Source organism: Flavobacterium sp. FG19 (assembly GCF_057809475.1).
This window is the reverse complement of record NZ_JBMDKA010000009.1, coordinates 82,726-108,746: the sequence shown is the minus strand read 5'-3', so window position 1 is coordinate 108,746 and position 26,021 is coordinate 82,726. Positions and strand designations below refer to the sequence as shown.

Genomic DNA, 26,021 nt, shown 5'->3' with positions numbered 1-26,021 from the left:
CTTAATTCTTTTTAAAAGGTAATCCTAATTCAGCCAATAATGACTTTGCTTCCTTGTCTGTTTTTGCAGTAGTAACAAATGTAATATCCATTCCTGAAATTTTGTTTACTTTGTCAATATCAATTTCAGGGAAAATGATTTGTTCTAAAACTCCAAGATTGTAGTTACCTCTTCCGTCGAAACCAGTAGCTTTAATACCACCAAAATCTCTAACACGTGGCAAAGCAGAAGTTATAAGTCTATCTAAAAACTCATACATTCTTTCTCCACGTAAAGTAACTTTTGCTCCAATAGGCATCCCTTTTCTTAATTTGAAAGACGCAACGTCTTTCTTAGAAATTGTAGATACTGCTTTTTGTCCAGTGATCTTTGTTAACTCATCAACAGCATAGTCGATAAGTTTTTTATCAGATACAGCTGCACCAACTCCACGGCTCAAAACGATTTTTTCAAGTTTAGGAACTTGCATTACGTTTGTATATCCGAATTCTTCTCTAAGAGCAGCAATTACTCTGCTCTTATATTCTTCTTTTAGTCTAGGTGTATATGCCATTACTATAGTACTTGATTAGATTTTTTTGAAAATCTTACTTTCTTATCTCCTTCTACTCTGATACCTACTCTTGTCGTTTCCTTAGTTTTAGGATCGATTAAAGCAATGTTAGAAATTTGAATAGAAGCTTCTTTCTTAACGATACCACCTTGAGGGTTTTTAGCACTTGGTTTAGTGTGTTTTGAAACCAGGTTTACACCTTCAACTATCGCTTTGTTTTTCTCACGGTAAACACGTAAAACTTTACCTTCAGCACCTTTATGGTCTCCGGCAATAACTCTTACGATATCTCCTGATTTTATTTTTAGCTTTATCATCTTAAAACGAATTAAAGCACTTCTGGTGCTAATGATACAATTTTCATGAATTGTTTTTCACGAAGTTCTCTTGCTACCGGACCAAAAACACGAGTTCCTCTCATTTCCCCTGCAGCGTTCAAAAGAACACATGCATTGTCATCGAAACGGATATAAGAACCATCAGCTCTTCTCACTTCTTTTTTAGTACGTACAACAACTGCAGTTGAAACAGCTCCTTTTTTCACGTTTCCGTTTGGAGTTGCATCTTTGATAGAAACTACAATTTTGTCACCAACAGAGGCATATCTTCTTTTAGTACCTCCTAAAACACGAATAGTTAAAACTTCTTTAGCTCCCGTGTTATCTGCTACTTTTAGTCTTGATTCTTGTTGTACCATAATTATTTCGCTCTTTCTAAGATTTCAACTAATCTCCAACATTTTGTTTTACTTAAAGGACGCGTTTCGCTGATTCTTACAGTATCACCAATGTTACAGTCGTTTTTTTCGTCGTGTGCAACATATTTTTTTGTTTTTAACACGAACTTACCGTATAATGGGTGTTTTACTTTTCTTACTTCAGAAATAACGATAGATTTATCCATCTTATTTGAAGTAACAACACCTATTCTTTCTTTTCTTAAATTTCTTTTTTCTTCCATCTTTCAGCAGAATACAATTATTGTAACTCTCTTTTAGTTAACTCTGTAGCTAATCTTGCAACTGTTCTTCTAACGCTTCTGATTTGAAGTGGGTTAGCAATTGGAGAAATAGCGTGAGCCATTTTTAGGTCAGCATATACTTTCTTAGTTTGACTAAGCTTTTCTTGCAACTCCGCTGCAGAAAGATTCTTTATTTCTGATTGTTTCATAATAAATATAAATTATGCTTCGAAATCTCTAGCAACGACGAACTTAGTTTTTACTGGAAGTTTTTGAGCTGCAAGACGTAAAGCCTCTTTTGCAACTGACAATGGAACCCCTCCAACTTCAAACATAATTCTTCCTGGTTTAACAACAGCAGCCCAATACTCAACTGCTCCTTTACCTTTACCCATACGTACTTCAAGAGGTTTCTTAGTAATAGGTTTGTCTGGGAAAATTTTGATCCATAATTGTCCTTCTCTCTTCATGTAACGAGTTGCAGCGATACGCGCAGCTTCGATTTGACGAGAGGTTAAGAACATTCCATCTTCATGTACAGATTTAATTCCAAACATTCCATTTGAAAGTTCATGCCCTCTTTGAGAGTTACCTTTCATTCTACCTTTTTGTACCTTACGGTATTTTGTTCTTTTAGGCTGTAACATTTTTCTTTAGTTTAAAAATTTACTTTCTTTTACGAGCGTCTGGTTTACCACCTTTATTAAAAGGCTTTCTATCTCCTCTCGGAGAATCTCCACCTTTACCACCACCAGTTCCAGATTGTTTTTTATCCATTCCTGCAAGTGGAGAAAGATCTCTCTTTCCATAAACTTCACCTTTCATGATCCATACTTTGATACCCATTCTACCGTAAGTAGTGTGAGCTTCAGCCAAAGCATAATCAATATCAGCTCTGAAAGTTGATAGAGGAATTCTACCTTCTTTGAAACCTTCAGAACGTGCCATCTCAGCTCCATTCAAACGACCAGAAATCAAAACTTTGATACCTTCAGCGTTCATACGCATAGAAGCAGCAATAGCCATTTTGATTGCACGTCTGTAAGAAATACGGCTTTCGATTTGACGAGCGATGCTTGTCGCCACAAGATAAGCATCTAACTCAGGTCTTTTAATTTCAAAGATGTTAATTTGAACCTCTTTATCAGTAACTTTCTTAAGTTCCTCTTTTAACTTGTCTACCTCTTGTCCGCCTTTTCCGATAATGATACCAGGTCTTGCAGTAGTGATAGTAACGGTTACAAGCTTTAAAGTTCTCTCGATGATTACTTTAGATACACTAGCTTTTGATAAACGAGCATGGATATACTTTCTGATTTTGTGATCTTCAGCTAATTTATCGCCGTAATCATTTCCACCATACCAGTTTGAGTCCCATCCTCTGATGATACCAAGTCTATTTCCAATTGGATTTGTCTTTTGTCCCATGCTGCTTAAGAATTGCTTTGTGTGTTATTGATAGCTCCAAGCACGATTGTTACGTGATTAGAACGTTTTCTTATTCTGTGTGCACGACCTTGTGGAGCTGGACGAAGTCTTTTTAACATCATTCCACCATCTACTCTGATCTCTTTAACAAATAATCCAGCTTCTTCTAAATTACCTTCACTATTTTTCTGTTCCCAGTTGTTGATTGCAGATAATAATAGTTTTTCTAATTTTCTTGAAGCTTCTTTAGAACTGAATCTTAAAATGTTAAGTGCTCTTTCTACCTTCTGACCTCTTACCAAGTCCGCTACTAAGCGCATTTTTCTAGGTGAAGTAGGGCAGTTATTCAATTTTGCGAAAGCGATAGACTTATTAGCCTCTTTTCTCGCATCTGCTGTTTCTCTTTTACGAACTCCCATTGCTTCTTATTTTTTACCTTTATTTTTTGCTCCAGCATGACCTCTAAAAGATCTAGTTGGCGAAAATTCTCCTAATTTGTGACCTACCATGTTTTCTGTTACGTAAACTGGTACAAATTGACGACCGTTATGAACTGCGATAGTTTGTCCAACGAAATCCGGAGTAATCATTGAAGCTCTAGACCAAGTCTTAACAACTGAATTTTTACCACTTTCTACGTTTTCCTGAACTTTCTTGTCTAATTTATAATGAACGAAAGGTCCTTTTTTTAATGAACGTGCCATATCTTATTATTTCTTTCTACGTTCTACGATATACTTGTTACTCGGGTTTTTCTTAGAACGAGTTCTGTAACCTTTAGCTGGCAATCCTTTTCTTGAACGTGGGTGCCCTCCAGAAGAACGTCCTTCACCACCTCCCATAGGGTGATCAACTGGGTTCATCGCTACTGGTCTAGTTCTAGGTCTTCTTCCTAACCATCTTGTTCTACCTGCTTTTCCAGATACAACTAATTGGTGATCAGAATTAGATACAGCTCCAATTGTAGCCGAACAGGTTAACAAGATTAATCTTGTTTCTCCAGAAGGCATTTTAATTGTAGCGTATTTTCCGTCTCTTGCCATTAACTGAGCAAAAGTTCCAGCTGAACGAGCAATAACTGCTCCTTGTCCTGGACGTAACTCAATACAAGATATAACAGTTCCAAGAGGAATTCTGCTTAAAGGTAATGTATTACCAATCTCTGGTTGAGACTCTGGTCCAGAAACTAATTTCTGACCAACTTTCAATCCGTTTTGAGCGATAATATAAGTTTTCTCTCCATCAGCATAAGCTAATAAAGCGATAAATGCAGTACGATTTGGATCGTATTCGATTGATTTCACTGTAGCTGGAATTCCATCTTTAGTTCTTTTGAAATCAATAATACGATATCTCTGCTTGTGACCACCACCCGTATAACGCATGGTCATCTTTCCTTGACTATTTCTACCTCCTGAGTTTTTTATCGGTGCTATCAAAGAGCGTTCCGGCTTATCAGTTGTAATAGCGTCATAACCATTCACAACTCTAAATCGCTGACCCGGGGTAATAGGTTTTAATTTTCTTACTGACATTTTTCTATCTTAGATATTGTTGTAAAAATCAATTGTTTCTCCTTCTTGTACTTGAACAATTGCTTTTTTGTAAGCATTGGTCTTTCCACTGATTAAACCACTTTTAGTGTATTTTACAGATCTATCCGGTCTTACATTCATTGTATTAACCGCAACAATAGTTACTCCGTAAGCAGCCTCAACAGCTTTCTTAATCTGAACTTTGTTTGCTTTTCTGTCAACAACGAACCCAAAGCGGTTTAGAACTTCACTTTCTTTGGTTACTTTTTCTGTTACTATAGGTCTAATTATGATACTCATACTCCTATTATTTACTTAAATTTTCTTCAATTAATTCTAAAGAACCTTCTAAAAGCACTAAATTATTAGTGTTTAAAATAGCGTAAGTACTTAATTCTGAGGTAGTTACAACATTAGAAGCCTTTAAATTGCGTGACGACAAATATACATTTTTATTTGACTCTCCCAACACAAATAGAGATTTTTTGTTTTCTAACCCTAAAGCTTTCAAAACGTTAATGAAATTTTTAGTGTTTGGCGCTTCAAAATTAAAGTCTTCAAGAACGATAATATTTGACTCTTTTGCTTTGATTGAGAAAGCTGATTTTCTTGCCAATCTTTTAAGTCCCTTATTCAATTTAAATGAATAACTTCTTGGTCTTGGCCCGAAAACTGTTCCTCCACCTTTAAACAAAGGATTTTTAACACTTCCCGCACGAGCAGTACCCGTACCTTTTTGTTTTTTAATCTTACGCGTACTACCAGTTACTTCAGCTCTTTCTTTAGCTTTGTGAGTACCTTGTCTTTGATTAGCAAGATATTGCTTAACATCAAGATATACAGCGTGATTGTTTGGTTCAATTGCGAATACTGACTCAGAAAGCTGCACTTTTCTACCAGTATCTTTTCCGTTGAAATCTAATACTTTTACTTCCATTACTTCTGAATGATTACGTAAGAGTTTTTGTGCCCAGGAATACATCCTTTAACAACTAGCAGGTTCTTTTCAGCCACTACTTTTAAAACTCTAAGGTTTTGAACTTTTACATTATCTCCTCCCATTCTTCCAGCCATACGCATTCCTTTGAATACTCTGGATGGATAAGAAGAAGCTCCCACAGAACCTGGCGCTCTTAAACGGTTATGCTGACCATGAGTAGCTTGTCCAACACCACCAAAACCGTGACGTTTAACAACACCCTGGAAACCTTTACCTTTAGACACACCTTGTACATCTACAAATTCTCCTTCTTCAAAAATAGAAACATCAATAAGATCTCCTAATTTTTGTTCAGTTGCAAAATCCTGGAATTCAACGACTTTTTTCTTAGCAACAGTTCCAGCTTTCTTAAAGTGACCTAAAGCCGCTTTAGTGGAATGTTTCTCGTTTTTGTCATCGAAACCAAGTTGCAACGCTTCATACCCGTCAACCTCGTTGGTTCTGACTTGGGTAACAACGCATGGTCCAGCTTCGATTACTGTACAAGGAATGTTTTTCCCGTTCTCGTCGAAGATACTAGTCATGCCGATTTTCTTACCAATTAACCCAGACATAAATATTAATTATTAATTACTAAAACTCCCTTCAATTTGAAAATAACAGAAATTTCCAAACAGGGAGTGCAAAAGTAGATATTAAAATTGAATAAACCAAACGGTTACAAAAATTAAATCGCTCATTATCAAAATCCAAGCACTAAACTAACAACAAAAGAAGCCTTATACATCCTGAAAATCATTTTTCACATTTCCCGTAAAACCAATCAAAGACTTAACAATTACACAAACATTCCACAACAAAAACCTTTCGCACCTCCCTAAAACAAAGGCTTTTAAAAAACAACAACACCAAATCAAATCTTAAAAACAACTCACTAAAACCACTGTATACAAACAAAAAAAGCGAGACATTTCTGTCTCGCTTTTATATATAAAAAATATAAAAAAAATTATACTTTTATCTCTACTTCAACACCACTTGGCAATTCAAGTTTCATTAAAGCATCAATAGTTTTAGACGAAGATGAATAAATATCAATCAATCTCTTGTATGACATTACTTCAAATTGCTCTCTCGCTTTTTTATTAACGTGCGGAGAACGCAATACAGTGAAAAGTTTTTTGTGAGTTGGCAACGGGATTGGACCTGTTACTACTGCACCAGTAGTTTTTACTGTTTTTACGATCTTTTCAGCAGATTTATCCACCAACATGTGATCGTAAGATTTTAGTTTTATTCTGATTTTTTGACTCATTTTCCTTAAAATTAAGCGTTACCTTTTGCTTTTTTGATTACCTCTTCTGAAATATTAGAAGGTGTTTCTGCATAATGAGAAAACTCCATTGTAGATGTTGCTCTACCAGATGACAATGTTCTTAATGTAGTAACATATCCAAACATCTCAGCTAACGGCACATCTGCCTTAATAGTTTTCGCTCCGTTTCTATCACCCATATCATTAACCTGACCTCTACGACGGTTTAAGTCACCTACGATATCACCCATATTTTCCTCTGGAGTAATAACTTCGATTTTCATGATCGGTTCTAAGATAACAGCTCCAGCAGCTTTACCAGATTCTTTATACCCCATTCTTGCCGCTAATTCAAAAGAAAGAGCATCAGAATCCACAGGGTGGAAAGATCCATCCAATAAAGTAACTTTCAAACTATCCACAGCATATCCAGCCAAAGGTCCGGTCTTCATAGCTTCACGGAAACCTTTTTCAACAGCAGGAATATATTCCTTAGGAACATTACCCCCTTTTACTTCATTCACAAACTGTAATCCAACAGGAACTTTACCATCAACTTCATCAGCAGGCTCAATTCTAAATACGATATCACCGAATTTACCACGACCTCCAGATTGTTTCTTGTAAGTTTCTCTGTGCTGTGCAGATCTCGTAAACGCTTCTTTATATTCAACCTGAGGCTCACCTTGATTAACCTCTACCTTAAACTCACGTTTCATACGATCAACTAAGATATCCAAGTGAAGCTCACCCATACCAGAGATGATAGTCTGACCAGAAGCCTCATCTGTTCTAACTGTAAATGTTGGATCCTCTTCAGCCAATTTAGCTAAAGCCATACCCATTTTATCAACGTCAGCTTTAGTTTTTGGCTCAATAGCGATACCAATTACAGGATCAGGGAATTTCATAGACTCCAAGATAATTGGATGTTTCTCATCAGAAAGAGTATCCCCTGTTTTAATATCTTTAAATCCTACAGCAGCTCCAATATCTCCAGCCTCAATAAATTCGATTGGATTTTGTTTATTAGCGTGCATTTGATAAATACGAGAAATTCTTTCTTTGTTACCAGAACGAGTATTTAAAACATAAGAACCAGCATCTAAACGCCCGGAATAAGCACGGAAGAAAGCTAAACGACCTACGAACGGGTCAGTAGCAATTTTAAATGCCAAAGCCGCGAATGGCTCCTTAACATCTGGCTTACGTAAGATTTTAGTCTGATCCTCTTCTAATAAATCAGCATCATCAGGATGAATACCTTCAATACCTTCTTTATCTAATGGAGATGGTAAATATTTACAAACAGCATCCAACATAAATTGAACCCCTTTGTTTTTGAAAGAAGAACCAGCAAGCATAGGAATGATCGCCATATCAATTGTAGCCGCTCTCAATGCATTGTTGATTTCCTCCTCTGTAATAGAGTTCTCATCTTCCATGTATTTATCTAAAAGATTCTCATCATAAGTTGCAATCTCTTCGATAAGAATAGAACGATAGTGTTTCACATCATCAACCATATCAGCCGGGATATCAACGATATCAAAAGTAGCTCCCTGAGTTTCATCATGCCATACAATAGCCTGATTTTTCACTAAGTCAACAATACCTTTAAAATCAGCCTCGTCACCAATAGGTAAAGTAATTGCAACCGCATTCGATTTCAACATATCTTTAACCTGTCCGCATACAGCTAAAAAGTTAGCCCCCTGACGGTCCATTTTATTTACGAATCCCATACGAGGAACTCTATATTGATCAGCAAGTCTCCAGTTAGTTTCTGATTGAGGCTCAACACCATCAACAGCACTAAACAAGAAAACTAAACCATCAAGTACACGCAAAGAACGATTTACCTCTACAGTAAAGTCAACGTGTCCAGGAGTATCAATAATATTAAAGTGATAAGGCAATGATTGAGGAATAACTTTTCCCTGCTCAGTTGGAAAGTTCCAGGTACAAGTTGTAGCAGCAGAAGTAATTGTAATACCTCTTTCCTGCTCTTGCGCCATCCAGTCCATTGTTGCAGCACCATCGTGCACCTCACCAATTTTATGTGATTTACCAGTATAAAAAAGAATACGCTCAGTTGTTGTTGTTTTACCAGCATCAATGTGAGCTGCAATCCCGATATTTCTTGTATATTTTAAATCTCTAGCCATTTCTTTACGAATTAAAATCTAAAGTGAGAGAATGCTTTGTTAGCCTCTGCCATTTTGTGAGTATCCATTCTTTTCTTAACCGCAGCACCTTCTTCTTTAGCAGCAGCTAAACATTCTGAAGCTAAACGCTGCGCCATAGATTTTTCATTTCTTCTTCTAGCATAAAGTATCAACCACTTCATAGCCATAGAAATTTTTCTGTCCGGACGAATTTGCATTGGGATCTGGAATGTAGCTCCACCAACTCTACGGCTGCGTACTTCTACGTGAGGCATAACATTAGTTAATGCATCTTTCCAAATTTCTAATGAAGTTTTCTCATCATTTTGCTTTTTAGTTTCAATGATATCAATTGCATCATAAAATACTTTAAAAGCTGTAGATTTCTTACCATCCCACATTAAGTTGTTTACAAAACGCGTAACCAGCTGATCGTTAAATCTTGGATCCGGTAAAAGTGGTCTTTTCTTTGCCGCTCTTTTTCTCATGTCTTTTTCTTAAAAGTTTTTAAATTACTTTTTTGCTTCTTTTGGGCGTTTAGCACCGTACTTAGATCTTCTTTGCGTTCTTCCTGCAACACCTGACGTATCAAGCGCTCCACGAACGATGTGATATCTAACACCTGGTAAATCTTTTACCCTTCCGCCTCTAACTAATACTATCGAGTGCTCTTGCAGATTGTGTCCTTCTCCAGGGATGTAAGCATTCACCTCATTACCATTTGTCAAACGCACACGCGCAACTTTACGCATTGCAGAGTTTGGTTTTTTTGGTGTAGTAGTGTAAACACGCGTACAAACCCCTCTTCTTTGAGGACAAGAATCTAAAGCAACCGATTTACTCTTCTTAGTTATCTGAGTTCTTCCTGTTCTTACTAATTGTTGAATTGTTGGCATAATTAATACTAAAAATTAATATGATATTAAATTCCCGCTTTTTACGGGGTTGCAAATGTATAAAATAAATTTCACTATACAAACGTTAATCTATTAATTTTCAACAACATTATTTAATTGTATGTTTTTACAAACAAACGATAGATATTTGCATTACGCTTAATTACACAAAACCGATATCATTTGAAACCCCTTATTCAAACATTTTTTTTTCTACTAATAAGCTTTTCAGCTTATACCCAGAATTTTTACCTAAAAATAAACGGTTCAGATATCAATCAAACCAGAATCATCGATTCATTAAAATACAACTCAATTCACCCCAATACAAAATCACTTCTGAACGAAATTGAAAACACTTCAAAAAAACTTTCAAAAGAAGGATACATCGACAACAAAACACTGGAAATCAAACAAATAAACGACAGCTCTTATACCACTACCCTCCACTTAAACAAGAAAACAAAATACATACATATATATATAGGTATAAATCGTTTTTTTTTCGAATCAGAAAAAACAAAAAATGACACTATAATTATACCCTACAATCAAATTGAGAATTATTTAAACACAAAAATAGTTCAGGCCGAAAAAGCAGGATTTGCCTTAAGCAAAATCAAACTTGAAAACATCCAAAGAAAGAATTCGATAATTTATGCCGACTTAAATTTTAAATCCGAAAAAAAACGAAGTGTAAATTCCATTATTATAAATTACACAAATTCTGGTAAAGACATTTTTTTTCCAAAAAGCCACCTCAAACAACTCAACAAAAAATACTTAAAAAAAACCTTTAACCAGGACATCACCAAAGAGCTGTATAACGACCTGAACAATTATGAATTTATTTCCCAGACTAAATATCCGGAAATATTATTCACAAATGATTCCACCAAAATATATACCTACATAGAAAAAAGAAAAGCAAACACTTTTGACGGCTTCATAGGATTCTCAAACGATGAAAACAAAAAAGTAACTCTCAATGGTTATTTAGATGTTTCGCTTGTCAACACACTTCATGCAGGAGAACAATTCTCTCTTTATTGGAAAAGTGACGGAAACCAGCAAAAAACTTTCAACGCCAAACTAGAAATACCCTACATTTTTAATTCACCTCTTGGAATAAAAGCCCAGCTAAACATCTTTAAACAGGACAGCACTTTTCAAAACACCAAAACCTCTGTTGATTTAGGATATTATCTAAACTATAATTCAAAAATCTATCTCGGCTATCAGTCAACTGAATCAAGCGATATTCAAAACACCAATAACGCAACATTAAGTGACTTCAACAATTCTTATCTGACAGCAGCTTATGAATATAAAAAATCAGACACCGACAATAGTTTAATGCCGAAAAAAGCTTTTATAAATTCCACAACAGGAATAGGAAAAAGAAGCACCAACAATGATGAAGAAACAGCCGGATCAAGTAATCAATTTTACATAAACGTAATGGCGGGGTATAATTTTAAGCTTAACGACAAAAATTATATTAACATAAATTCACAAAATTTTTATTTGCAAAGTAAAAACTACATTTCTAATGAACTATTTCGATTTGGAGGAATGAAATCAATTCGGGGATTTTTAGAAAACAGTCTTCAGGCAAATTTTACAAGCAGCGTTCTTACAGAATACCGATACATTGTCTCCTCCAATCTTTATATAAATTCTATTCTCGATTATGGCTTATACCAAGACAAAACAAGCCTTCCCGACCCGGACAGAATAAAAAAATTAATAGGAATCGGAATTGGAACAACCATTCAGACGCCAAATGGAATAATCAATATTAATCTTACTAACGGAGCAAATAAAACTCAGGAATTACAATTATATAACACTATCATAAACATATGTTATAATGTTAAATTTTGACCTTTAACGAAAAAAAAAAATATTTTACTAGGAAAGTTAACAAATTATTAAGAGTTTTGCGATACTAATTCAAAATATTTAAAAATGAAACTAAAGTTCAATGGATTCTTAGTACTTTTATTAGTACTAGTTGCGCAACTTTCTTTTGCGCAAGAAAGAGCTGTTTCAGGAACAGTTTCTGACAATGCAGGAATGCCTTTACCAGGTGTTAGTGTATTAGTTAAAGGAACAAAATCTGGAACGCAAACCGATTTTGATGGTAAGTTCACTATCAAAGCATCAACAAGCCAAGTTTTGGTATTTAGCTACATTGGGATGAAAACTCAGGAAGTAGCTGCAAGTTCATCTGTAGTTAACGTAAAACTATCAGGTGATGCTCAGGAACTAGAAGCAGTTGTAGTAACAACCGCTTTAGGTATTAAAAGAGAGAAAAAATCTTTAGGTTATTCATCACAAAAATTGGATGAAAAAACAGTTAACTCAACACCAACAAACAACTTCCTAAACAACTTATCAGGAAAAGTTGCCGGTTTAGAGGTTAAAACAAACTCTAACTTTGGTGGTTCTACAAACATTGTATTACGTGGATCTAAAAGTTTAACTGGAAACAACCAGGCTTTAATGGTTGTTGATGGTGTTGCTATTAGTAATGACAACTTAAACTCTGCATCAGCAAAGAACGGAAGACAAGGTTTTGACTTTGGTAACTCAGCTTCAGATATTGATCCAAACAACATTGAGTCAATTACTGTACTTAAAGGAGCTGCTGCAACTGCATTATATGGTAGCCAGGCTGCGAATGGTGCGATCATGATTACTACTAAAAAAGGTAAGAAAAACAGCGCACTAGGTGTAAGTTTCAGCTCAACAACTTCTATGGGAAGTTATGACAAAGATACTTTTATCAAATACCAAAAAGGATACGGAGCTAATGGTTATACAGGAGCAAATGACAGTTTTTACACTGCAGATGCTAATGGAGACGGAATCCCTGATCAGGTTGTAGATATGACTGCCGATTCATCTTATGGTAATGCTTTTGACCCTAGTTTAAATGTATTTCAATGGAATGCTTTCGCTCCAGGAAATGCTAACTACGGTAAAGCTACTCCATGGGTTGCAGCTGCTAATGATCCTGGAAGATTCTTCCAGAAATCTTTCAGCACTGTAAACAACATTGGTTTAAGCGGTGGAGATGAAAAAGGATCTTACAACTTCAGCTACACTAACAATAATGAATCTGGTATTCTTCCTAACAGTAGATTAAACAGAAACATCCTTAATGGTAGCTTTACAAGAAATTTATCTGATAAATTAAGAACAACAGCGTTCTTTACTTTCTCTGACCAAAGTACAGTAGGTAGAAACAGTACTGGTTATGGAGACAACATTTTAACAGGTTTCAGACAATGGTGGCAGACTAACGTTGACATCAACGAATTAAAACAAGAATACAACAGAAATCACCAAAACATCACCTGGAACATGAACAGTCCATTAGAAGGTGATTACTCTCCTGCCTACTGGAACAACCCATACTTCGATCGTTACAAAAACTACTCTTCTGACGACAGAACAAGATTATTGGCAGGTGCCAACCTATCTTATGATGTAACTAAAGATTTCAATCTTTTAGGACGTGTTACTATAGACACCTCTAACGACAGACAAGAACTAAGAAAAGAAAAAGGAAGCCACGCTGAAGAGTTTGGTTTACAAGCACTGGATGAAACTTCAGGATACGAATTATACACAAGAAGTTTCTTGCAGACAACTTACGATTTCATTGCTACTTACGATCTAAAAATATCTGAAAAAGTTTCAGCAAAAGTTTTAGCCGGATCAACTTTTATCAAAGCTCATACAGATTCATTTAATGGATCTACAACTGGAGGTTTAGTAGCTCCTGGATTGTTTACATTAGCGAATTCAATGTCATTTGTTGCTCCACTAGAGCAAGAAATCAATTACAACAAATTAGGTCTTTATACTCAGGGTTCTATCGACTATAACAGAATCGTTTTTGTTGAAGGTTCATACAGAAGAGATCAGTCTACTGCTTTACCACAAAGCAACAATAAATATGATTATTGGTCACTTGGAACTAGTTTTATCGCATCTGAATTGTTAAAACAAGACTGGTTAAACAACTTAAAACTTAGAGCTAACTACGCAGTTGTAGGTAACGACCCTGCTGCTGGTTTACTTGGATGGAAAATCAACAACGGGTTAATTGACGGAAACTTAATGTTCTCTAACAACTCTACTTTTGTAAGTTTTAAAGATTTACGATCTGAAAAATTAAAAAGCTGGGAGTTTGGTATTGAAGCAGCTATGTTCAAAAACAGATTAAGTTTTGATGTATCTGTTTACCAATCTAACACTACAGATCAAATTTTCAACGTACCACAATCAACATCTACAGGTTTTGCCACTTCACAAATTAATGCTGGAGAAATGCAAAACAATGGTGTAGAGGTATCTTTATTTGGATCACCGGTTAAAACTCAGGACTTTGAGTGGCAAGTTGGTGTAAACTGGTCTAAAAACAGAAACAAAGTTGTTTCTTTGAACCAGGGAAGAGATAACTTACAACTTGCATCTTGGCAGGGTGGTGTATCTTTAAATGCAACTGTAGGTCAGCCATACGGTACTATGAGAGGTACAGATTATGTATATGATGCTAACGGAAACAAAACAGTTGACGAAAATGGTTACTACTTAATGGCTAGTGATAAAGTTATTGGAAACATTCAGGCTGACTGGATTGGAGGTATATCAAACAGACTTACTTACAAAGACTTCTCTTTGAACTTCTTAATCGACATGAAAAAAGGAGGAAGTGTTTACTCTCTGGATCAGGCCTATGGACAATATACAGGTCTTTACCCAGAAACTGCTGGTCTTAACGACTTAGGAAACCCTATAAGAAACCCTTTAACTACCGGAGCTAACAGTGGAGGTATTATCCTTGACGGAGTTTATGCAGATGGGACTCCAAACCAATCAAGAATTGCAGCTGATTATGTAGGAGCTGGTTTTGGTGTGGAAGTTGAACCAAACAAAAAATTCATCTACGACGCATCTTACGTAAAACTAAGAGAAGTTGGTTTCACCTACAATGTACCATCTAAACTTTTAGACAAAACTATGGCTAAATCATTATCATTTAGTTTATTAGGAAATAATCTTTGGATTATTCACAAAAATTTACCGTATGCTGACCCTGAAGCTGGACAATCATCTGGAAACGTACAAGGTTTCCAATCAGGTGTGATGCCAACAACAAAAGTATACTCATTTAATATTAAAGCTACTTTCTAAGATGAAAAAATTAATCCTCTCAATAACCTTTTTGTCATTATTTATGACAAGCTGTGTAAGTGATGATCCAACATATAATGATGATAAGGATAAATCATACGACGTGCCTTCTGAGACGCTATTTACAAATGCTCAAAAAGCGTTAACAGATCAATTGGTTACCCCAAGTGTGAACCAAAGTATGCTTAGATATGCATCTCAATACTGGGCTGCTACTCAATACAATACCGAAGCAAGATTTAACATCGTAACTAGAAGAATTGGAGACAATCACTGGAATGCTTTGTACAGAACTACTTTAGGTAATCTCCAAACTTCTAAAGAAGTACTTCAGACAGAAGGTGGTGATGCTAAAGTGGTTAAAAACAAAACTGCTGTAATCGAGATCCTTCAGGTATATACTTTTCAAATTTTAGTTGACTCTTTTGGTGATGTTCCTTACACTGATGCTTTAAAAGTGAAAGAAGTAATTTTACCTAAATACGAAGATGATGCTGCGATTTATCCAAAATTAATCACGAGATTAGATGCTGCTATCGCTGCATTAGACACTAGCGCTGGTTCATTTGGTTCTGCAGATTTCATTTATGGTGGTGATGTTGCAAAATGGAAAATTTTCGCAAACACTATTAAACTTAAAATCGGTTTAAACTTAGCTGATGTTAATGCTGCATTAGCTAAAAGTACAGTTGAAAGCGCTTACGCTGCAGGAGTTATTTTAAACAATACTCAAAATGCATCTTTCGACTATCCTGGAGCTGCTCCAATGTACAACCCTATTTATGCTAACTTAGTAGCTAGTAACCGTAACGATTTCGTTGCTTCTGAAACTATCGTTAACGACATGAATACATTAGCTGATCCAAGAAGAGCGGTATACTTTACTCCAATGGCAGATGGTACTTATAAAGGAGGTCTTAACGGACCAACTAACTTATATGCAAACTTCTCTCATATTGGTGATAAATTAGTAGCTGCTGATTTCCCTGCTTTACTTGCTGAAGCAACAGAAGCTAACTTCTACTTAGCAGAAGCTGCTGCAAGAGGATTTGCTGTTGGAAACACTGCTGCATACTACTATAACCGTGCAATCACAGCTTCTTTCGAAAACTGGGGAATTGCAAGTGAAGCTACTGCTTACTTAGCTAAAACAGATGTAGCTTATGCTACTGCTCCTGGAGCAACTTATAAAGAAAAAATTGGTAGACAAGCCTGGATTGCTTTCTTTAACAGACCAATGGAATCTTGGAACTCTTACAGAAGATTAGATTTCCCTGCTTTAGTAGCTCCTGCAAATGCTGTTGCGGCTGCTGAAGGCGAAATTCCAAAACGTTACACTTACCCAATCAATGAGCAAACAGTAAACAACGCAAACTGGGTTGCTGCTTCAGCTGCCATTGGTGGAAACAAATTAAAAGTTCACGTATTCTGGGATGTAAACTAATATCATCCTAAAATAAAACCTAAAAGCCATCCCGTTCATTCGGGGTGGTTTTTTTTTATAACAACATTATAACTATATTTGTTTCATGGAAAAAGAACATCAAATATTTGGCATAAGAGCCATCATAGAAGCAATTCAGGCTGGTCAGGAAGTTGACAAAGTCTTTATACAAAAAGACATTTCGGGAGAATTAATGAAAGACCTGATGAAGGTAATGAAACGTGCCAACATTAACTTTTCTTATGTTCCGGTAGAAAAACTAAACCGTCTTACTCCAAATAATCATCAGGGTGCGGTTGCTACTATTTCTCCTATTGGTTTTATTGATTTGGAACATCTTGTGGAATCAACAATCGCTTCCGGTTCCAAACCTTTATTTTTGATTTTGGATCAAATCTCAGATGCCCGAAATTTTGGTGCCATAATCAGAACTGCAGAATGTACAGGAGTAAACGGAATAATTGTTCAAAAAGCAGGTTCTGCTCCCGTAAATGGCGATACAGTAAAAACATCTGCCGGGGCTGTATTTAATGTGCCTATCTGTAAAGTAGAGCATATCAAAGATGCCCTATTCTATCTTCAGGGATCAGGAATAAAAACAATTGCTGCAACCGAAAAAACAGACCAGAACATTTATGATTTAAATTTAAATGAGCCGCTGGCAATTATAATGGGGTCAGAAGACAGGGGAATCAATCCGTCTGTGCTTAAAATTGTAGACGAGAAAGCCAAACTGCCCATGTTTGGATCAATAGGATCTTTAAACGTATCAGTAGCCTGCGGGGCATTTTTATACGAAACTGTTCGCCAGAGAAATTAAATAGTATTGCGAATTAGGAATGACAAATAAATACTCCATTTTATGTCTTTTAAACCTAATCATAACTTACTAATTAAAAAGATAAACCCATTACTTGTAACATTGCTGCTTACAAGTATGGGCTATGGACAGACCATACACTACAATCAATTCTGGGGAGAAGTTCAGTTTAACAGAACCATAAACGAAAAATGGTCTGCGGAGCTCAATATCGGGACAAGTTACAGCAGTACCGAATCGTCTCCTAACCTCTTTGAACAAAACACTCAGAGATCTTTTAGAGCCTGGGGACATTATTATGCCTCACCCCGCTGGAAACTTTCCTCATTTCTTGCTTATTTTAACAATAAAGACGTACCCGAAATTGGTCAGTTTGAATCTCCCGAATGGCGGTTTGCACTTCAGGGAATTTATTATTTTCATAAAACCGGCTACACGCTCAGTACCCGAATGAGAGCCGAGCTTCGCCATATGAAAAACGAAGACGACACCTATGAAAACGTAATCCGCTATCGCCAGCAGATTAAATATCTAAAACCTTTAAACAGTAAAGTACTTCGGTCGGGAGTGGTCTATGCAGTAGTATCTGACGAACTCTTTTTTAAGTCAGGAACAAAAGTTACCGGACTGAGTTTCTTTGACCGAAACCGATTTAATATTGGAGCCGGCTATCTATTTACTGACGATATTCAAATTGAAGTAACTTACGCCAATGAATATCTTCCCAGAGATAATCAGAATCAGGTTGTTAATGCTGCCTCTTTGACACTTAATTTTAATAATCTTTTCAGGAACCTAAACAAAAAACTGCTTCACAAAAATGAAAGCATCACTGATGACTAGTGGTTATTTCTCCTCTTTTTTTAAAAAACAGGCTAACTGTTTTATGATAGCATCTTTGTGCAGTTTAAAATTGTAATCACGCATAAATTCCGTTCCTTTCATGTTAATTTTTGCAACAACAGCTTCAAATTGAGAGAAGTCTTCTATATTTTTTTTATCAATTAAATATAAAACCTGCATAACAGAATCATTTTGTAAATACTGGGTATCATAATGCTCCAGCTTATACTCCGTATTATTACTTAGCCGAATGACCAGATCATCTGTGATTTTTTTTCCGGTTTTCTTTTCAGGAAATGGTGTAGGCTGAAGCGCAACAAAATAATTTTCTTTATCGGTTACAATATTAATTTTTAAAGATTTCGATTTTGTGGTATAGAAAACAGCAGGGTCAAAATAATATACCATAGAACCATCTCCAAGCACTCTGTTCTTTACATCGCACTGAGCATAAGACTCAATACCTATTAAAACTAAAAAAACGGTCAAAAGAATCTTTTTCATGATTTAAACTGATCGAATTAAATGTTCATTAACAAAATTACGCATTTTAATCAAAAGCCAGCGGCTGCATTACTCTTTATCTTCTGATTCTGACTTAGTTATAATGTAATTCACTACAATATTTGAATTAAAATAAGGTTCTGTTTCCTCCTCCTCTATACTAATCTCAGAATTCACAAAATTGCCATTCTCATCAAAATGTTTCATAAAAGGATCCTCCTGAGGATTAAAATCAGGTCTCTGCCAATCATACACAATTGGCTTAACATATTCGGGCGTTTTATAATACAATGACAGCCCAAACCCGGTAATAAACCCTCCCAGATGGCCTTCCCAGGAAATAGAAGGATCTGCTTCGGGAAAAACATACCAGATCATTCCACCGTAAATTAATACGACAGAAAGAGAAAGAGCTACCAAACGATAATACCGGGTCTGTATTCCTTTAAAAAATATAAAACTGACCAAAACATAAATAAGCCCGCTGGCTCCAATATGAAAATTCTCCCTGCCAATAACCCAGGTTATTAATCCCGAGAACAATATTCCAAACCCTATAACTGCTGCGGTCTGTTTAGAATAAAAATACTGAAGTGCCGCCAGTAAAACCAAAAGCGGAATTGAGTTATTATATAAGTGTTCTAAATTTTCATGAATAAAGGGACTAAACAAAACACCCTGCAGACCCGAAAAATCCCTTGGATAAATTCCGTTACGGTAAAAATCAAAATCAAAGCGTATCTGCATCCAGTAAACAATCCATAATAGGAGAACAAAAAATACAGGAAGTCCAATTACCGCATTCGAAAATTTGAAGTCATTATCATTCATAAAATGTATCGTTTTATTGGATCATGAAACATCAAAAAACTATCCAAACCATTTATACTGATAATTTGTCAGCTGCAGCATTATATGTTAAATATTTAAATGCACCGGTCATATCTTATTCTGATATTGAAAACTTAATTCTGAAAATAGTAATTTTACAAAATGGAAGCACCTTTAGCCGAGCGTATTCGCCCACAGAAATTAGAAGATTATGTAAGTCAAAGCCACTTAGTAGGTCCAAACGGTTCTCTGACACAACAAATTTCAAGAGGAATAATTCCTTCGTTAATTTTTTGGGGACCGCCGGGAACCGGAAAAACAACTTTGGCCCAGATAATTGCTCAGGAATCCAAACGTCCTTTTTATGAGTTAAGTGCTATAAATTCAGGAGTTAAAGATATTAGGGACGTTATTGAAAAAGCCAAACAAAGCGGAGGGCTTTTTACCGCTAAAAACCCAATCCTGTTTATCGACGAGATTCATCGTTTCAGTAAATCACAGCAAGACTCTCTTTTGGCTGCTGTCGAAAAAGGATGGATTACACTTGTTGGGGCAACAACTGAAAACCCAAGTTTTGAAGTCATTCCCGCATTATTATCAAGATGTCAGGTATATGTATTAAATGCCTTTACAAAAGATGATCTCGAAGCTCTGCTATACAGGGCAATGAAAATTGATGTAGAATTATCATCCAAAAACATAACCTTAAAGGAAACAGAAGCCTTATTAAGACTTTCTGGCGGAGACGGCAGAAAATTACTCAACATCTTTGAACTGGTCGTTAATGCTTCTCCAAACGACCAGATAATCATAACCAATGATCGTGTTTTGGAGCTTGTACAGCAAAACACCGTTCTCTATGATAAAACCGGAGAACAACATTATGACATTGTTTCCGCTTTCATAAAATCGATTAGAGGAAGCGATCCTAATGGGGCTGTTTACTGGCTTGCCCGAATGATCGAAGGCGGTGAAGATGTAAAATTTATTGCCAGAAGAATGCTCATTTTATCCAGTGAAGATATAGGAAATGCCAATCCAACTGCTTTTATTATGGCTAATAATACTTTTCAGGCTGTATCGACTATAGGATATCCCGAAAGCCGGATCATTTTGAGCCAATGTGCCATTTACCTCGCAACCTCTCCAAAAAGCAATGCCTCCTATATGGCTATAGGAAATGCACAGCAATTAGTAAAACAAACCGGTGATCTTCCGGTACCGATTCATTTACGGAACGCCCCTACCAAACTTATGAAGGAATTGGGTTATGGAGAAGATTATAAATATTCCCACAATTACGCCAATAATTTTGCCGAGCAGGAATTTTTACCAGATGCCATAAAAGAAACGGTTCTTTACAATCCGGGAAGCAATTCAAGAGAGAACAGCAACCGCGAATTTTTAAAGAACCGCTGGAAAGATAAATACGGTTATTAAACCGTATTTGTTATTTTAGAATTTCACAGAAACTTTTTCAGAAATTAATTTATCGTTTTGGTAATACTCAAAGTACCACTGATTGTCTTTTGCATTCAGTGAGCCCTGAATACCATCTTTAATTGCTATGAAAGAATCCGGTCTTGATGTTTTTAACAACTTCATTACCACTTTTGGTGTTTTATCAATTAACTGGAAACCGTTTTCTGTTGGCTGCGCATATAATAAATTCGGATCCGAAACATCAACTGTTGTTACCGCCTGTACAGGTGCTGCAACTGCTGCTGTGGCTGCTGTTGGCGCACTTACCGGTGCTGCTTTAGAAGACGCAGCTGTTTTTCCGTTATATTTATAGTGCTGGGCAATAACCGAGGTAAAAGCATTATCAAGACTCTCTTTATAAGCTGTTTCGTATTCTTTCTCACGGCTCTTTCCTGTTTCTGAGGTATAGATCACTTTTCCATAACAATCCTTAAACTCAGCAAAAAGTTTAGTTACTAAAAAAGCATTATCTCTTTTAACATCGATATACAAAAGATCGCACCGGTCAAATCCTGAAGGTATTTCTTCATTTGTATAATAGGCCTGAAACCCCGCTTTCAGCAAATTAGATTTGGTTAAGGTTGCTAAACGATATTGATTTTCAGACTTCATAAATTCATATTTCAACGGAATTATAACCGCTTTATAATCGTTAATAGATTGCGAAAATGCAACAGCCGAACAAAATAGTAAAGCCAGTAAAGTTTTTATTTTCATGATTTATAAATAGTTTTTAAGTTCTAATAAATGATTAATTTGTTTATAATTTTGGGATATCTCAATATTTTTTGCATTAAAAAAAATAGCATCTAACCCCGCGTTCAGTGCTCCGTTTATATCGGCATCAAGATCATCGCCAATCATAATACTGCTTTCTTTTGAGGCCTGAGCCAAATTGACCGCATAATCAAAGATAATACTATTTGGTTTCTTAACACCAGCCGACTCTGAATTTGTGACGGTACTAAAATAACCTTCAAGTGAGGCATTAGTAATTTTTCTGGTCTGCACATTCGCAAAACCGTTTGTAATAATATGCAGTCTGTACTTAGGTTTCAGATATTCCAGAACTTCAATCGCCCCGTCAAAAAGATAATTGTTATCGGTAAGAAATTCGATATAATCATTTGCAATCTGATTAATATTTTCATCCGAAATAACATAATTCAATGCGTCGAATGAAAACTTTAATCGGTTGTAACGCAATTCCTGATGTGTAATGAGATCATTTTGATACAATCTCCAGCATTCCTGATTAATAGGAATATATTTTTCTATAAAATCATCAATTTTAACTTCCTGATATTTTGTTTTAAAGATTCGGTCAAATGCCATTTCTGAATTTTTATCGAAGTCCCAAAGCGTGTGGTCCAAATCAAAAAAAATGTCTGTGATATTAGTATTCATACATTAAAAAATTCCTTCATCTACAAAACTATAATATTTTGATTCAGTTATAATCAAATGGTCTAAAACTTTAACATCTAAGCTTTCTCCCGCTGCCTTCAGCTTTCTTGTAATCTGCTTGTCAGCATCACTGGGTTTCAATCCTCCGGAAGGGTGATTGTGGCACAAAATCAAACCGGTAGCACCATTTTCAAACGCTAATTTAAAAACCAGCCTGACATCTACCACGGTTCCGGCAATTCCTCCTTTACTTAATTGGGACTTAGAAACGATAACATTAGAATTATTAAGAAAAAGCACCCAAAATTCTTCATGAGACAATTCTCCGATAATAGGCTGCATCACTTCATATACCATTTTACTGGAAGTGATTATCTCCTTCTCATTCACTTTTTCCGACCTGCGTCTCCGGGATAGCTCAAGCGCCGCAACAATTGAAACTGCTTTAGCCTCTCCTATCCCCTTAAATTGCTTTAATTGTGTAACTGATAATTTTGCCAGAGAATTCAGGGTCCCCGCGCTGGCCAGAATTCGCTTGCTTAAATCAACAGCCGACTCTTTTCGACTGCCGGAGCCAATCAATATAGCAATCAATTCGGCATTACTGAGAGCTTCTTTACCTTTGCTGATTAATTTTTCACGGGGTCTGTCATCCTGAGCCCATTTACTGATAGCTACGTATTGGTTTTCCATTTAAAATAAATTATTTGTTATGAAGAAGCTGCTTCAGATATTTCTCCGAAACGAATATATAAAATTATAAGAAAAAACGCTCAATAAATATATGTCATTTTAAAATTTTTTAGTTTTAAATACGTTTATCTCTAAAACAAACCTTACAATGAAACCAATCTTAACTGTATTTCTTTTTATTTTTTTATCCTCCTGTTATCAAAAAACAGCTGATTCTCCCTCTACGGAAAGTTTCGCAGAAGACACCCTTTCTTTTGAATCCAGATTATCCGAAGCGGCAATCTCGATCATTGATCCTTCAATAGATTATGATCCGTCATATTTTAAGATTGACTATCCAAATGGTGATGTCCCAAAAAACAAAGGAGTTTGTACAGACGTTGTAATCCGTTCCTATCGAAAATTAAACATTGATTTACAAAAAGAAGTTCATGAAGATATGGTTGAAAATCTTTCCCTTTATCCGAATCTGAAAAAATGGGGAATGACAAAGACCGATACCAACATCGATCATAGAAGAGTTCCTAATCTGGAAGTATTTTTCGAAAGAAAAGGTATAAAACTTCCTGTAACACAAAATCCACAAGATTACAAAACGGGAGAATTGGTTACCTGGATGATTAACGATAAATTACCGCATATTGGAATCGTAACCAGTAAAAAATCAAGAGACGGAAAACGAAATCTCATTGTCCATAATGTTGGCGGAGGACAGGTTTTAGAAGATTGCTTGTTTGCATACAGAATTGTCGGACATTACAAATATTCCAAATGAAATTCCAATCCCGAAGCCTCGGCAGAAACTCCAAATTCCAATCAAAAAAAAAGCCGACTGTGTAAAACAATCGGCCAATTATCTAATTTTCAAATTGACTCATTATCTAATGAATCAATCCTTTTACATCATCAAAATTCAAACCTCCATAATTCCCTGAACTCATTAATAAAAGTGCCGAATTATCTAAATTTAAGTTGAATAGATATTCTTTAAATTCAGCTGGATTGGTATAAATAATTAAATCTTTTCTGTTGAATGCAGTCGCAATCTGCTCATAAGTTACTTCTTCCAACTGTTTAATTTTCACAGCATCCGGCGAATAAAACACAACTGCTACATCAGCATTATCCAGAGCTCCTTCGTATTCTTTCAAAAATGCGGCATTTAAACTGCTGTATGTATGCAGTTCTAAACATGCTACCAAAGTTCTGTTTGGATATTGTTCTTTTACCGCTTTTGTCGTTGCGGCCACTTTACTTGGCGAATGCGCAAAATCTTTATACGCTACTTTTCCTTTTCCTTCAGCAATTTTTTCTAAACGTTTAGAAGCGCCTTTAAAACTTGCAATTGCTTCGTAAAAATCGGCTTCATCAACTCCCATATTTTGACAGATCCATTTTGCTCCGGCCAAATTATTTAAATTATGGGCTCCAAAAACTTCAATTGGCATATCGCCTTCCGGAGTTTTTAATAAAGTTACACCATCACTTACAGCGTATTCCGGTGTTGAATACCCAATTTTTCGAATTGGATTTGCTGCTGCTTCAGAAACACGTTTTACTTCCGGATCGTTTTCATTATATACTAAAATACCGCCGTTAGTAATTTTTTGGATGAAAATTTCAAACTGTTCGACATAGTTTTCATACGTTGGAAACACATTAATATGATCCCAGGCAATACCGGAGATTAAGGCAATATTGGGCTGATACAAATGAAATTTCGGACGACGGTCAATTGGAGACGACAAATATTCATCACCTTCCAAAACCATAAAATCATTTTCTTCAGTTAAGTGAACCATCGTATCGAAACCTTCCAATTGCGCGCCAACCATGTAATCAACTGCAATATTATGGTAATGCATCACGTGCAAAATCATCGAAGTAATAGTTGTTTTTCCGTGAGAACCGCCAATTACAACACGAGTTTTATTTTTAGACTGCTCGTATAAAAATTCAGGATACGAATAAATTTTCAATCCTAATTCCTGCGCTTTCAACAATTCCGGATTATCTGCTTTGGCGTGCATTCCCAAAATAATGGCATCAATATCTGAAGTGATTTTTTCCGGAAACCAGCCCAGTTCAGCAGGAAGAATTCCCTTTTTCTCTAATCTTGATTTTGATGGTTCAAAAATAGCATCATCGCTTCCTGTAACCTGATATCCTTTGTTATGTAGTGCTAATGCTAAGTTGTGCATGGCACTTCCGCCAATGGCAATGAAATGTGTTTTCATTTAGAATCTTTATTTTATGCTTCGAATTCTCGTTTTAAATCCTGTGCTTTTTTTGTGTCTTTTAGTTTGTTCAAATATAAATTATATAATTTTTGAAATGTGACTTTTGAATTGCCAATTTCATGCGCTTTCTTATATTTTTTTTCAGCAAGATCATATCTTTTAAAATATTCTTCAATTCTTCCTCTTGACAAATATCCGTCAACTGGAGAAAAGTGCGCTAATTCATTAGAATATACAATTGCTTTCGATTCGCTTCCCCCTAAAATTCCGGGCAATTGCAAATAGATTTCAATCAGTGCCCAACGTGCCTGAACATGTTTTGGATTAAGCTCGATGGCTTTTTCAAAAGATTCTTTCATATCACCCACCATCGAAAACGCTTTAATTTTATTCACTTCTAAAGCATGCATCGCCAGACAGCCTCCGTATTTAAAAAAATAATCAGCAACTGTGGGTTTCAATTCTTTTAGTCTTTTAAAATATACAGCTCCTTTTACCCAGGATTTTTGATGTGCTTCTATTTCGCCAAGATATTCAAGTACCTTACTATCTGTTGGACTGGTTTTAAGAATTCCTTCAAATAAGAGTCGTGCTTCATCATATTTCTTAGCCCGAAATAACTTCTCTCCTTTTTCAAAATTAGATTGCCCCCAAGAATACATTGGAACAATTAAAAAGAAAATCAGTAACTTTTTCATATTTCAAAAATAGGTAAATATAAAATGTGTTATTTGCTTTTACTGATAAATTA

General features: G+C 35.8%; 31 protein-coding genes. 7 read left to right on the top strand and 24 right to left on the bottom strand.

Annotation, left to right across the window (positions count from 1 at the left end; all coding sequences use genetic code 11):
• Window position 1: 1 nt before the first annotated feature.
• From rplE to rpsL, 17 genes are all read right to left on the bottom strand, one after another.
• Complete coding sequence (rplE, locus tag ACODST_RS11190; protein ID WP_488932192.1) at window positions 2–553, bottom strand: 50S ribosomal protein L5; 552 nt, start codon at window positions 551–553, stop codon at window positions 2–4.
• Window positions 554–555: 2 nt separating this feature from the next.
• The gene (rplX, locus tag ACODST_RS11185; protein WP_008464300.1) at window positions 556–870 is read right to left on the bottom strand and encodes a 50S ribosomal protein L24; all 315 of its coding nucleotides are present in this window, start codon (window positions 868–870) and stop codon (window positions 556–558) included.
• An 11-nt stretch (window positions 871–881) separates the two neighbouring features.
• Window positions 882–1,250, bottom strand: a complete 369-nt coding sequence (gene rplN, locus ACODST_RS11180) for a 50S ribosomal protein L14 (protein WP_007803649.1) — start codon at window positions 1,248–1,250, stop codon at window positions 882–884.
• Between the two features lie 2 nt (window positions 1,251–1,252).
• On the bottom strand, window positions 1,253–1,513 hold the full coding sequence (gene rpsQ, locus ACODST_RS11175; RefSeq protein ID WP_008464298.1) for a 30S ribosomal protein S17: 261 nt from the start codon (window positions 1,511–1,513) through the stop codon (window positions 1,253–1,255).
• A 17-nt stretch (window positions 1,514–1,530) separates the two neighbouring features.
• Window positions 1,531–1,722, bottom strand: coding sequence for a 50S ribosomal protein L29 (gene rpmC, locus ACODST_RS11170; protein WP_073418350.1), 192 nt, complete (start codon window positions 1,720–1,722; stop codon window positions 1,531–1,533).
• 12 nt (window positions 1,723–1,734) lie between these two features.
• A complete protein-coding gene (gene rplP, locus ACODST_RS11165) occupies window positions 1,735–2,160 on the bottom strand; it encodes a 50S ribosomal protein L16 (RefSeq protein WP_008464295.1) in 426 nt (141 codons plus the stop codon).
• Window positions 2,161–2,179: 19 nt separating this feature from the next.
• Window positions 2,180–2,941 carry a 30S ribosomal protein S3 gene (gene rpsC, locus ACODST_RS11160; protein ID WP_007803635.1) on the bottom strand — a complete coding sequence of 254 codons (762 nt, stop codon included), beginning with the start codon at window positions 2,939–2,941 and terminating at the stop codon, window positions 2,180–2,182.
• Window positions 2,942–2,946: 5 nt separating this feature from the next.
• Window positions 2,947–3,360: a 50S ribosomal protein L22 gene (gene rplV, locus ACODST_RS11155; RefSeq protein WP_007803631.1), complete on the bottom strand. Its 414-nt coding sequence runs from the start codon at window positions 3,358–3,360 to the stop codon at window positions 2,947–2,949.
• A 6-nt stretch (window positions 3,361–3,366) separates the two neighbouring features.
• Window positions 3,367–3,645 carry a 30S ribosomal protein S19 gene (gene rpsS, locus ACODST_RS11150; RefSeq protein ID WP_012022488.1) on the bottom strand — a complete coding sequence of 93 codons (279 nt, stop codon included), beginning with the start codon at window positions 3,643–3,645 and terminating at the stop codon, window positions 3,367–3,369.
• Window positions 3,646–3,651: 6 nt separating this feature from the next.
• Window positions 3,652–4,476 carry a 50S ribosomal protein L2 gene (gene rplB, locus ACODST_RS11145; protein WP_091496650.1) on the bottom strand — a complete coding sequence of 275 codons (825 nt, stop codon included), beginning with the start codon at window positions 4,474–4,476 and terminating at the stop codon, window positions 3,652–3,654.
• 9 nt (window positions 4,477–4,485) lie between these two features.
• The gene (gene rplW, locus ACODST_RS11140; RefSeq protein ID WP_488932191.1) at window positions 4,486–4,776 is read right to left on the bottom strand and encodes a 50S ribosomal protein L23; all 291 of its coding nucleotides are present in this window, start codon (window positions 4,774–4,776) and stop codon (window positions 4,486–4,488) included.
• 7 nt (window positions 4,777–4,783) lie between these two features.
• Window positions 4,784–5,413, bottom strand: a complete 630-nt coding sequence (rplD, locus tag ACODST_RS11135; RefSeq protein ID WP_488932190.1) for a 50S ribosomal protein L4 — start codon at window positions 5,411–5,413, stop codon at window positions 4,784–4,786.
• Entirely contained in the window at window positions 5,413–6,030 is a 618-nt protein-coding gene (gene rplC, locus ACODST_RS11130) for a 50S ribosomal protein L3 (RefSeq protein ID WP_012022491.1), read from the bottom strand. Before rplC ends, rplD begins: the two co-directional genes overlap by 1 nt.
• 395 nt (window positions 6,031–6,425) lie before the next feature.
• Window positions 6,426–6,731, bottom strand: a complete 306-nt coding sequence (rpsJ, locus tag ACODST_RS11125; RefSeq protein WP_007803605.1) for a 30S ribosomal protein S10 — start codon at window positions 6,729–6,731, stop codon at window positions 6,426–6,428.
• A gap of 11 nt (window positions 6,732–6,742) precedes the next feature.
• Window positions 6,743–8,899 carry an elongation factor G gene (gene fusA / locus ACODST_RS11120; protein ID WP_488932189.1) on the bottom strand — a complete coding sequence of 719 codons (2,157 nt, stop codon included), beginning with the start codon at window positions 8,897–8,899 and terminating at the stop codon, window positions 6,743–6,745.
• An 11-nt stretch (window positions 8,900–8,910) separates the two neighbouring features.
• A complete protein-coding gene (gene rpsG, locus ACODST_RS11115; RefSeq protein ID WP_012022493.1) occupies window positions 8,911–9,387 on the bottom strand; it encodes a 30S ribosomal protein S7 in 477 nt (158 codons plus the stop codon).
• Window positions 9,388–9,411: 24 nt separating this feature from the next.
• Window positions 9,412–9,795: a 30S ribosomal protein S12 gene (gene rpsL / locus ACODST_RS11110; protein ID WP_007136570.1), complete on the bottom strand. Its 384-nt coding sequence runs from the start codon at window positions 9,793–9,795 to the stop codon at window positions 9,412–9,414.
• Window positions 9,796–9,978: 183 nt separating this feature from the next.
• Here rpsL and ACODST_RS11105 point away from each other — a divergent pair, with 183 nt between their 5' ends.
• From ACODST_RS11105 to ACODST_RS11085, 5 genes are all read left to right on the top strand, one after another.
• Window positions 9,979–11,682, top strand: a complete 1,704-nt coding sequence (locus ACODST_RS11105; protein WP_488932188.1) for a BamA/TamA family outer membrane protein — start codon at window positions 9,979–9,981, stop codon at window positions 11,680–11,682.
• Window positions 11,683–11,766: 84 nt separating this feature from the next.
• Window positions 11,767–15,006 carry a SusC/RagA family TonB-linked outer membrane protein gene (locus tag ACODST_RS11100; protein ID WP_488932187.1) on the top strand — a complete coding sequence of 1,080 codons (3,240 nt, stop codon included), beginning with the start codon at window positions 11,767–11,769 and terminating at the stop codon, window positions 15,004–15,006.
• Window position 15,007: 1 nt separating this feature from the next.
• Entirely contained in the window at window positions 15,008–16,450 is a 1,443-nt protein-coding gene (locus ACODST_RS11095) for a SusD/RagB family nutrient-binding outer membrane lipoprotein (protein ID WP_488932186.1), read from the top strand.
• Between the two features lie 85 nt (window positions 16,451–16,535).
• Window positions 16,536–17,270 carry a 23S rRNA (guanosine(2251)-2'-O)-methyltransferase RlmB gene (rlmB, locus tag ACODST_RS11090; protein WP_488932185.1) on the top strand — a complete coding sequence of 245 codons (735 nt, stop codon included), beginning with the start codon at window positions 16,536–16,538 and terminating at the stop codon, window positions 17,268–17,270.
• Window positions 17,271–17,312: 42 nt separating this feature from the next.
• Window positions 17,313–18,113, top strand: a complete 801-nt coding sequence (locus tag ACODST_RS11085; protein WP_488932184.1) for a DUF2490 domain-containing protein — start codon at window positions 17,313–17,315, stop codon at window positions 18,111–18,113.
• 3 nt (window positions 18,114–18,116) lie between these two features.
• Here ACODST_RS11085 and ACODST_RS11080 read toward each other — a convergent pair whose 3' ends face one another.
• The gene (locus ACODST_RS11080) at window positions 18,117–18,617 is read right to left on the bottom strand and encodes a hypothetical protein (protein ID WP_488932183.1); all 501 of its coding nucleotides are present in this window, start codon (window positions 18,615–18,617) and stop codon (window positions 18,117–18,119) included.
• A 69-nt stretch (window positions 18,618–18,686) separates the two neighbouring features.
• The gene (locus ACODST_RS11075) at window positions 18,687–19,448 is read right to left on the bottom strand and encodes a rhomboid family intramembrane serine protease (protein WP_488932182.1); all 762 of its coding nucleotides are present in this window, start codon (window positions 19,446–19,448) and stop codon (window positions 18,687–18,689) included.
• 162 nt (window positions 19,449–19,610) lie between these two features.
• On the opposite strand from ACODST_RS11075, the gene ACODST_RS11070 reads away from it, so the two are divergent.
• Entirely contained in the window at window positions 19,611–20,888 is a 1,278-nt protein-coding gene (locus tag ACODST_RS11070; protein WP_488932181.1) for a replication-associated recombination protein A, read from the top strand.
• A 15-nt stretch (window positions 20,889–20,903) separates the two neighbouring features.
• Here ACODST_RS11070 and ACODST_RS11065 read toward each other — a convergent pair whose 3' ends face one another.
• Genes ACODST_RS11065 through radC form a run of 3 tightly spaced genes read right to left on the bottom strand, consistent with a single transcriptional unit; the run spans window position 20,904 to window position 23,030 of the window.
• Entirely contained in the window at window positions 20,904–21,647 is a 744-nt protein-coding gene (locus ACODST_RS11065; RefSeq protein WP_488932180.1) for a hypothetical protein, read from the bottom strand.
• 3 nt (window positions 21,648–21,650) lie between these two features.
• A complete protein-coding gene (locus tag ACODST_RS11060; RefSeq protein WP_488932179.1) occupies window positions 21,651–22,337 on the bottom strand; it encodes a YjjG family noncanonical pyrimidine nucleotidase in 687 nt (228 codons plus the stop codon).
• Window positions 22,338–22,340: 3 nt separating this feature from the next.
• Window positions 22,341–23,030, bottom strand: coding sequence for a RadC family protein (gene radC, locus ACODST_RS11055; RefSeq protein ID WP_488932178.1), 690 nt, complete (start codon window positions 23,028–23,030; stop codon window positions 22,341–22,343).
• A gap of 148 nt (window positions 23,031–23,178) precedes the next feature.
• Between radC and ACODST_RS11050 the strand changes: the two genes are divergently transcribed.
• On the top strand, window positions 23,179–23,805 hold the full coding sequence (locus ACODST_RS11050) for a DUF1287 domain-containing protein (protein WP_488932177.1): 627 nt from the start codon (window positions 23,179–23,181) through the stop codon (window positions 23,803–23,805).
• Between the two features lie 106 nt (window positions 23,806–23,911).
• On the opposite strand, the gene ACODST_RS11045 is transcribed toward ACODST_RS11050, so the two are convergent.
• Both ACODST_RS11045 and ACODST_RS11040 read right to left on the bottom strand, forming a co-directional pair.
• A complete protein-coding gene (locus ACODST_RS11045) occupies window positions 23,912–25,267 on the bottom strand; it encodes a UDP-N-acetylmuramate--L-alanine ligase (protein ID WP_488932176.1) in 1,356 nt (451 codons plus the stop codon).
• 14 nt (window positions 25,268–25,281) lie between these two features.
• Entirely contained in the window at window positions 25,282–25,968 is a 687-nt protein-coding gene (locus ACODST_RS11040) for a tetratricopeptide repeat protein (RefSeq protein ID WP_488932175.1), read from the bottom strand.
• Between the last annotated feature and the right edge of the window lie 53 nt (window positions 25,969–26,021).

Excerpts from the sequence above, each read along its gene's own strand:
- rplE (WP_488932192.1), bottom strand. The coding sequence starts at position 553 with ATGGCATATACACCTAGACTAAAAGAAGAATATAAGAGCAGAGTAATT.
- rplX (WP_008464300.1), bottom strand. The coding sequence starts at position 870 with ATGATAAAGCTAAAAATAAAATCAGGAGATATCGTAAGAGTTATTGCC.
- rplN (WP_007803649.1), bottom strand. The coding sequence starts at position 1,250 with ATGGTACAACAAGAATCAAGACTAAAAGTAGCAGATAACACGGGAGCT.
- rpsQ (WP_008464298.1), bottom strand. The coding sequence starts at position 1,513 with ATGGAAGAAAAAAGAAATTTAAGAAAAGAAAGAATAGGTGTTGTTACT.
- rpmC (WP_073418350.1), bottom strand. The coding sequence starts at position 1,722 with ATGAAACAATCAGAAATAAAGAATCTTTCTGCAGCGGAGTTGCAAGAA.
- rplP (WP_008464295.1), bottom strand. The coding sequence starts at position 2,160 with ATGTTACAGCCTAAAAGAACAAAATACCGTAAGGTACAAAAAGGTAGA.
- rpsC (WP_007803635.1), bottom strand. The coding sequence starts at position 2,941 with ATGGGACAAAAGACAAATCCAATTGGAAATAGACTTGGTATCATCAGA.
- rplV (WP_007803631.1), bottom strand. The coding sequence starts at position 3,360 with ATGGGAGTTCGTAAAAGAGAAACAGCAGATGCGAGAAAAGAGGCTAAT.
- rpsS (WP_012022488.1), bottom strand. The coding sequence starts at position 3,645 with ATGGCACGTTCATTAAAAAAAGGACCTTTCGTTCATTATAAATTAGAC.
- rplB (WP_091496650.1), bottom strand. The coding sequence starts at position 4,476 with ATGTCAGTAAGAAAATTAAAACCTATTACCCCGGGTCAGCGATTTAGA.
- rplW (WP_488932191.1), bottom strand. The coding sequence starts at position 4,776 with ATGAGTATCATAATTAGACCTATAGTAACAGAAAAAGTAACCAAAGAA.
- rplD (WP_488932190.1), bottom strand. The coding sequence starts at position 5,413 with ATGGAAGTAAAAGTATTAGATTTCAACGGAAAAGATACTGGTAGAAAA.
- rplC (WP_012022491.1), bottom strand. The coding sequence starts at position 6,030 with ATGTCTGGGTTAATTGGTAAGAAAATCGGCATGACTAGTATCTTCGAC.
- rpsJ (WP_007803605.1), bottom strand. The coding sequence starts at position 6,731 with ATGAGTCAAAAAATCAGAATAAAACTAAAATCTTACGATCACATGTTG.
- fusA (WP_488932189.1), bottom strand. The coding sequence starts at position 8,899 with ATGGCTAGAGATTTAAAATATACAAGAAATATCGGGATTGCAGCTCAC.
- rpsG (WP_012022493.1), bottom strand. The coding sequence starts at position 9,387 with ATGAGAAAAAGAGCGGCAAAGAAAAGACCACTTTTACCGGATCCAAGA.
- rpsL (WP_007136570.1), bottom strand. The coding sequence starts at position 9,795 with ATGCCAACAATTCAACAATTAGTAAGAACAGGAAGAACTCAGATAACT.
- ACODST_RS11100 (WP_488932187.1), top strand. The coding sequence starts at position 11,767 with ATGAAACTAAAGTTCAATGGATTCTTAGTACTTTTATTAGTACTAGTT.
- ACODST_RS11095 (WP_488932186.1), top strand. The coding sequence starts at position 15,008 with ATGAAAAAATTAATCCTCTCAATAACCTTTTTGTCATTATTTATGACA.
- rlmB (WP_488932185.1), top strand. The coding sequence starts at position 16,536 with ATGGAAAAAGAACATCAAATATTTGGCATAAGAGCCATCATAGAAGCA.
- ACODST_RS11085 (WP_488932184.1), top strand. The coding sequence starts at position 17,313 with ATGTCTTTTAAACCTAATCATAACTTACTAATTAAAAAGATAAACCCA.
- ACODST_RS11080 (WP_488932183.1), bottom strand. The coding sequence starts at position 18,617 with ATGAAAAAGATTCTTTTGACCGTTTTTTTAGTTTTAATAGGTATTGAG.
- ACODST_RS11075 (WP_488932182.1), bottom strand. The coding sequence starts at position 19,448 with ATGAATGATAATGACTTCAAATTTTCGAATGCGGTAATTGGACTTCCT.
- ACODST_RS11070 (WP_488932181.1), top strand. The coding sequence starts at position 19,611 with ATGGAAGCACCTTTAGCCGAGCGTATTCGCCCACAGAAATTAGAAGAT.
- ACODST_RS11065 (WP_488932180.1), bottom strand. The coding sequence starts at position 21,647 with ATGAAAATAAAAACTTTACTGGCTTTACTATTTTGTTCGGCTGTTGCA.
- ACODST_RS11060 (WP_488932179.1), bottom strand. The coding sequence starts at position 22,337 with ATGAATACTAATATCACAGACATTTTTTTTGATTTGGACCACACGCTT.
- radC (WP_488932178.1), bottom strand. The coding sequence starts at position 23,030 with ATGGAAAACCAATACGTAGCTATCAGTAAATGGGCTCAGGATGACAGA.
- ACODST_RS11050 (WP_488932177.1), top strand. The coding sequence starts at position 23,179 with ATGAAACCAATCTTAACTGTATTTCTTTTTATTTTTTTATCCTCCTGT.
- ACODST_RS11045 (WP_488932176.1), bottom strand. The coding sequence starts at position 25,267 with ATGAAAACACATTTCATTGCCATTGGCGGAAGTGCCATGCACAACTTA.
- ACODST_RS11040 (WP_488932175.1), bottom strand. The coding sequence starts at position 25,968 with ATGAAAAAGTTACTGATTTTCTTTTTAATTGTTCCAATGTATTCTTGG.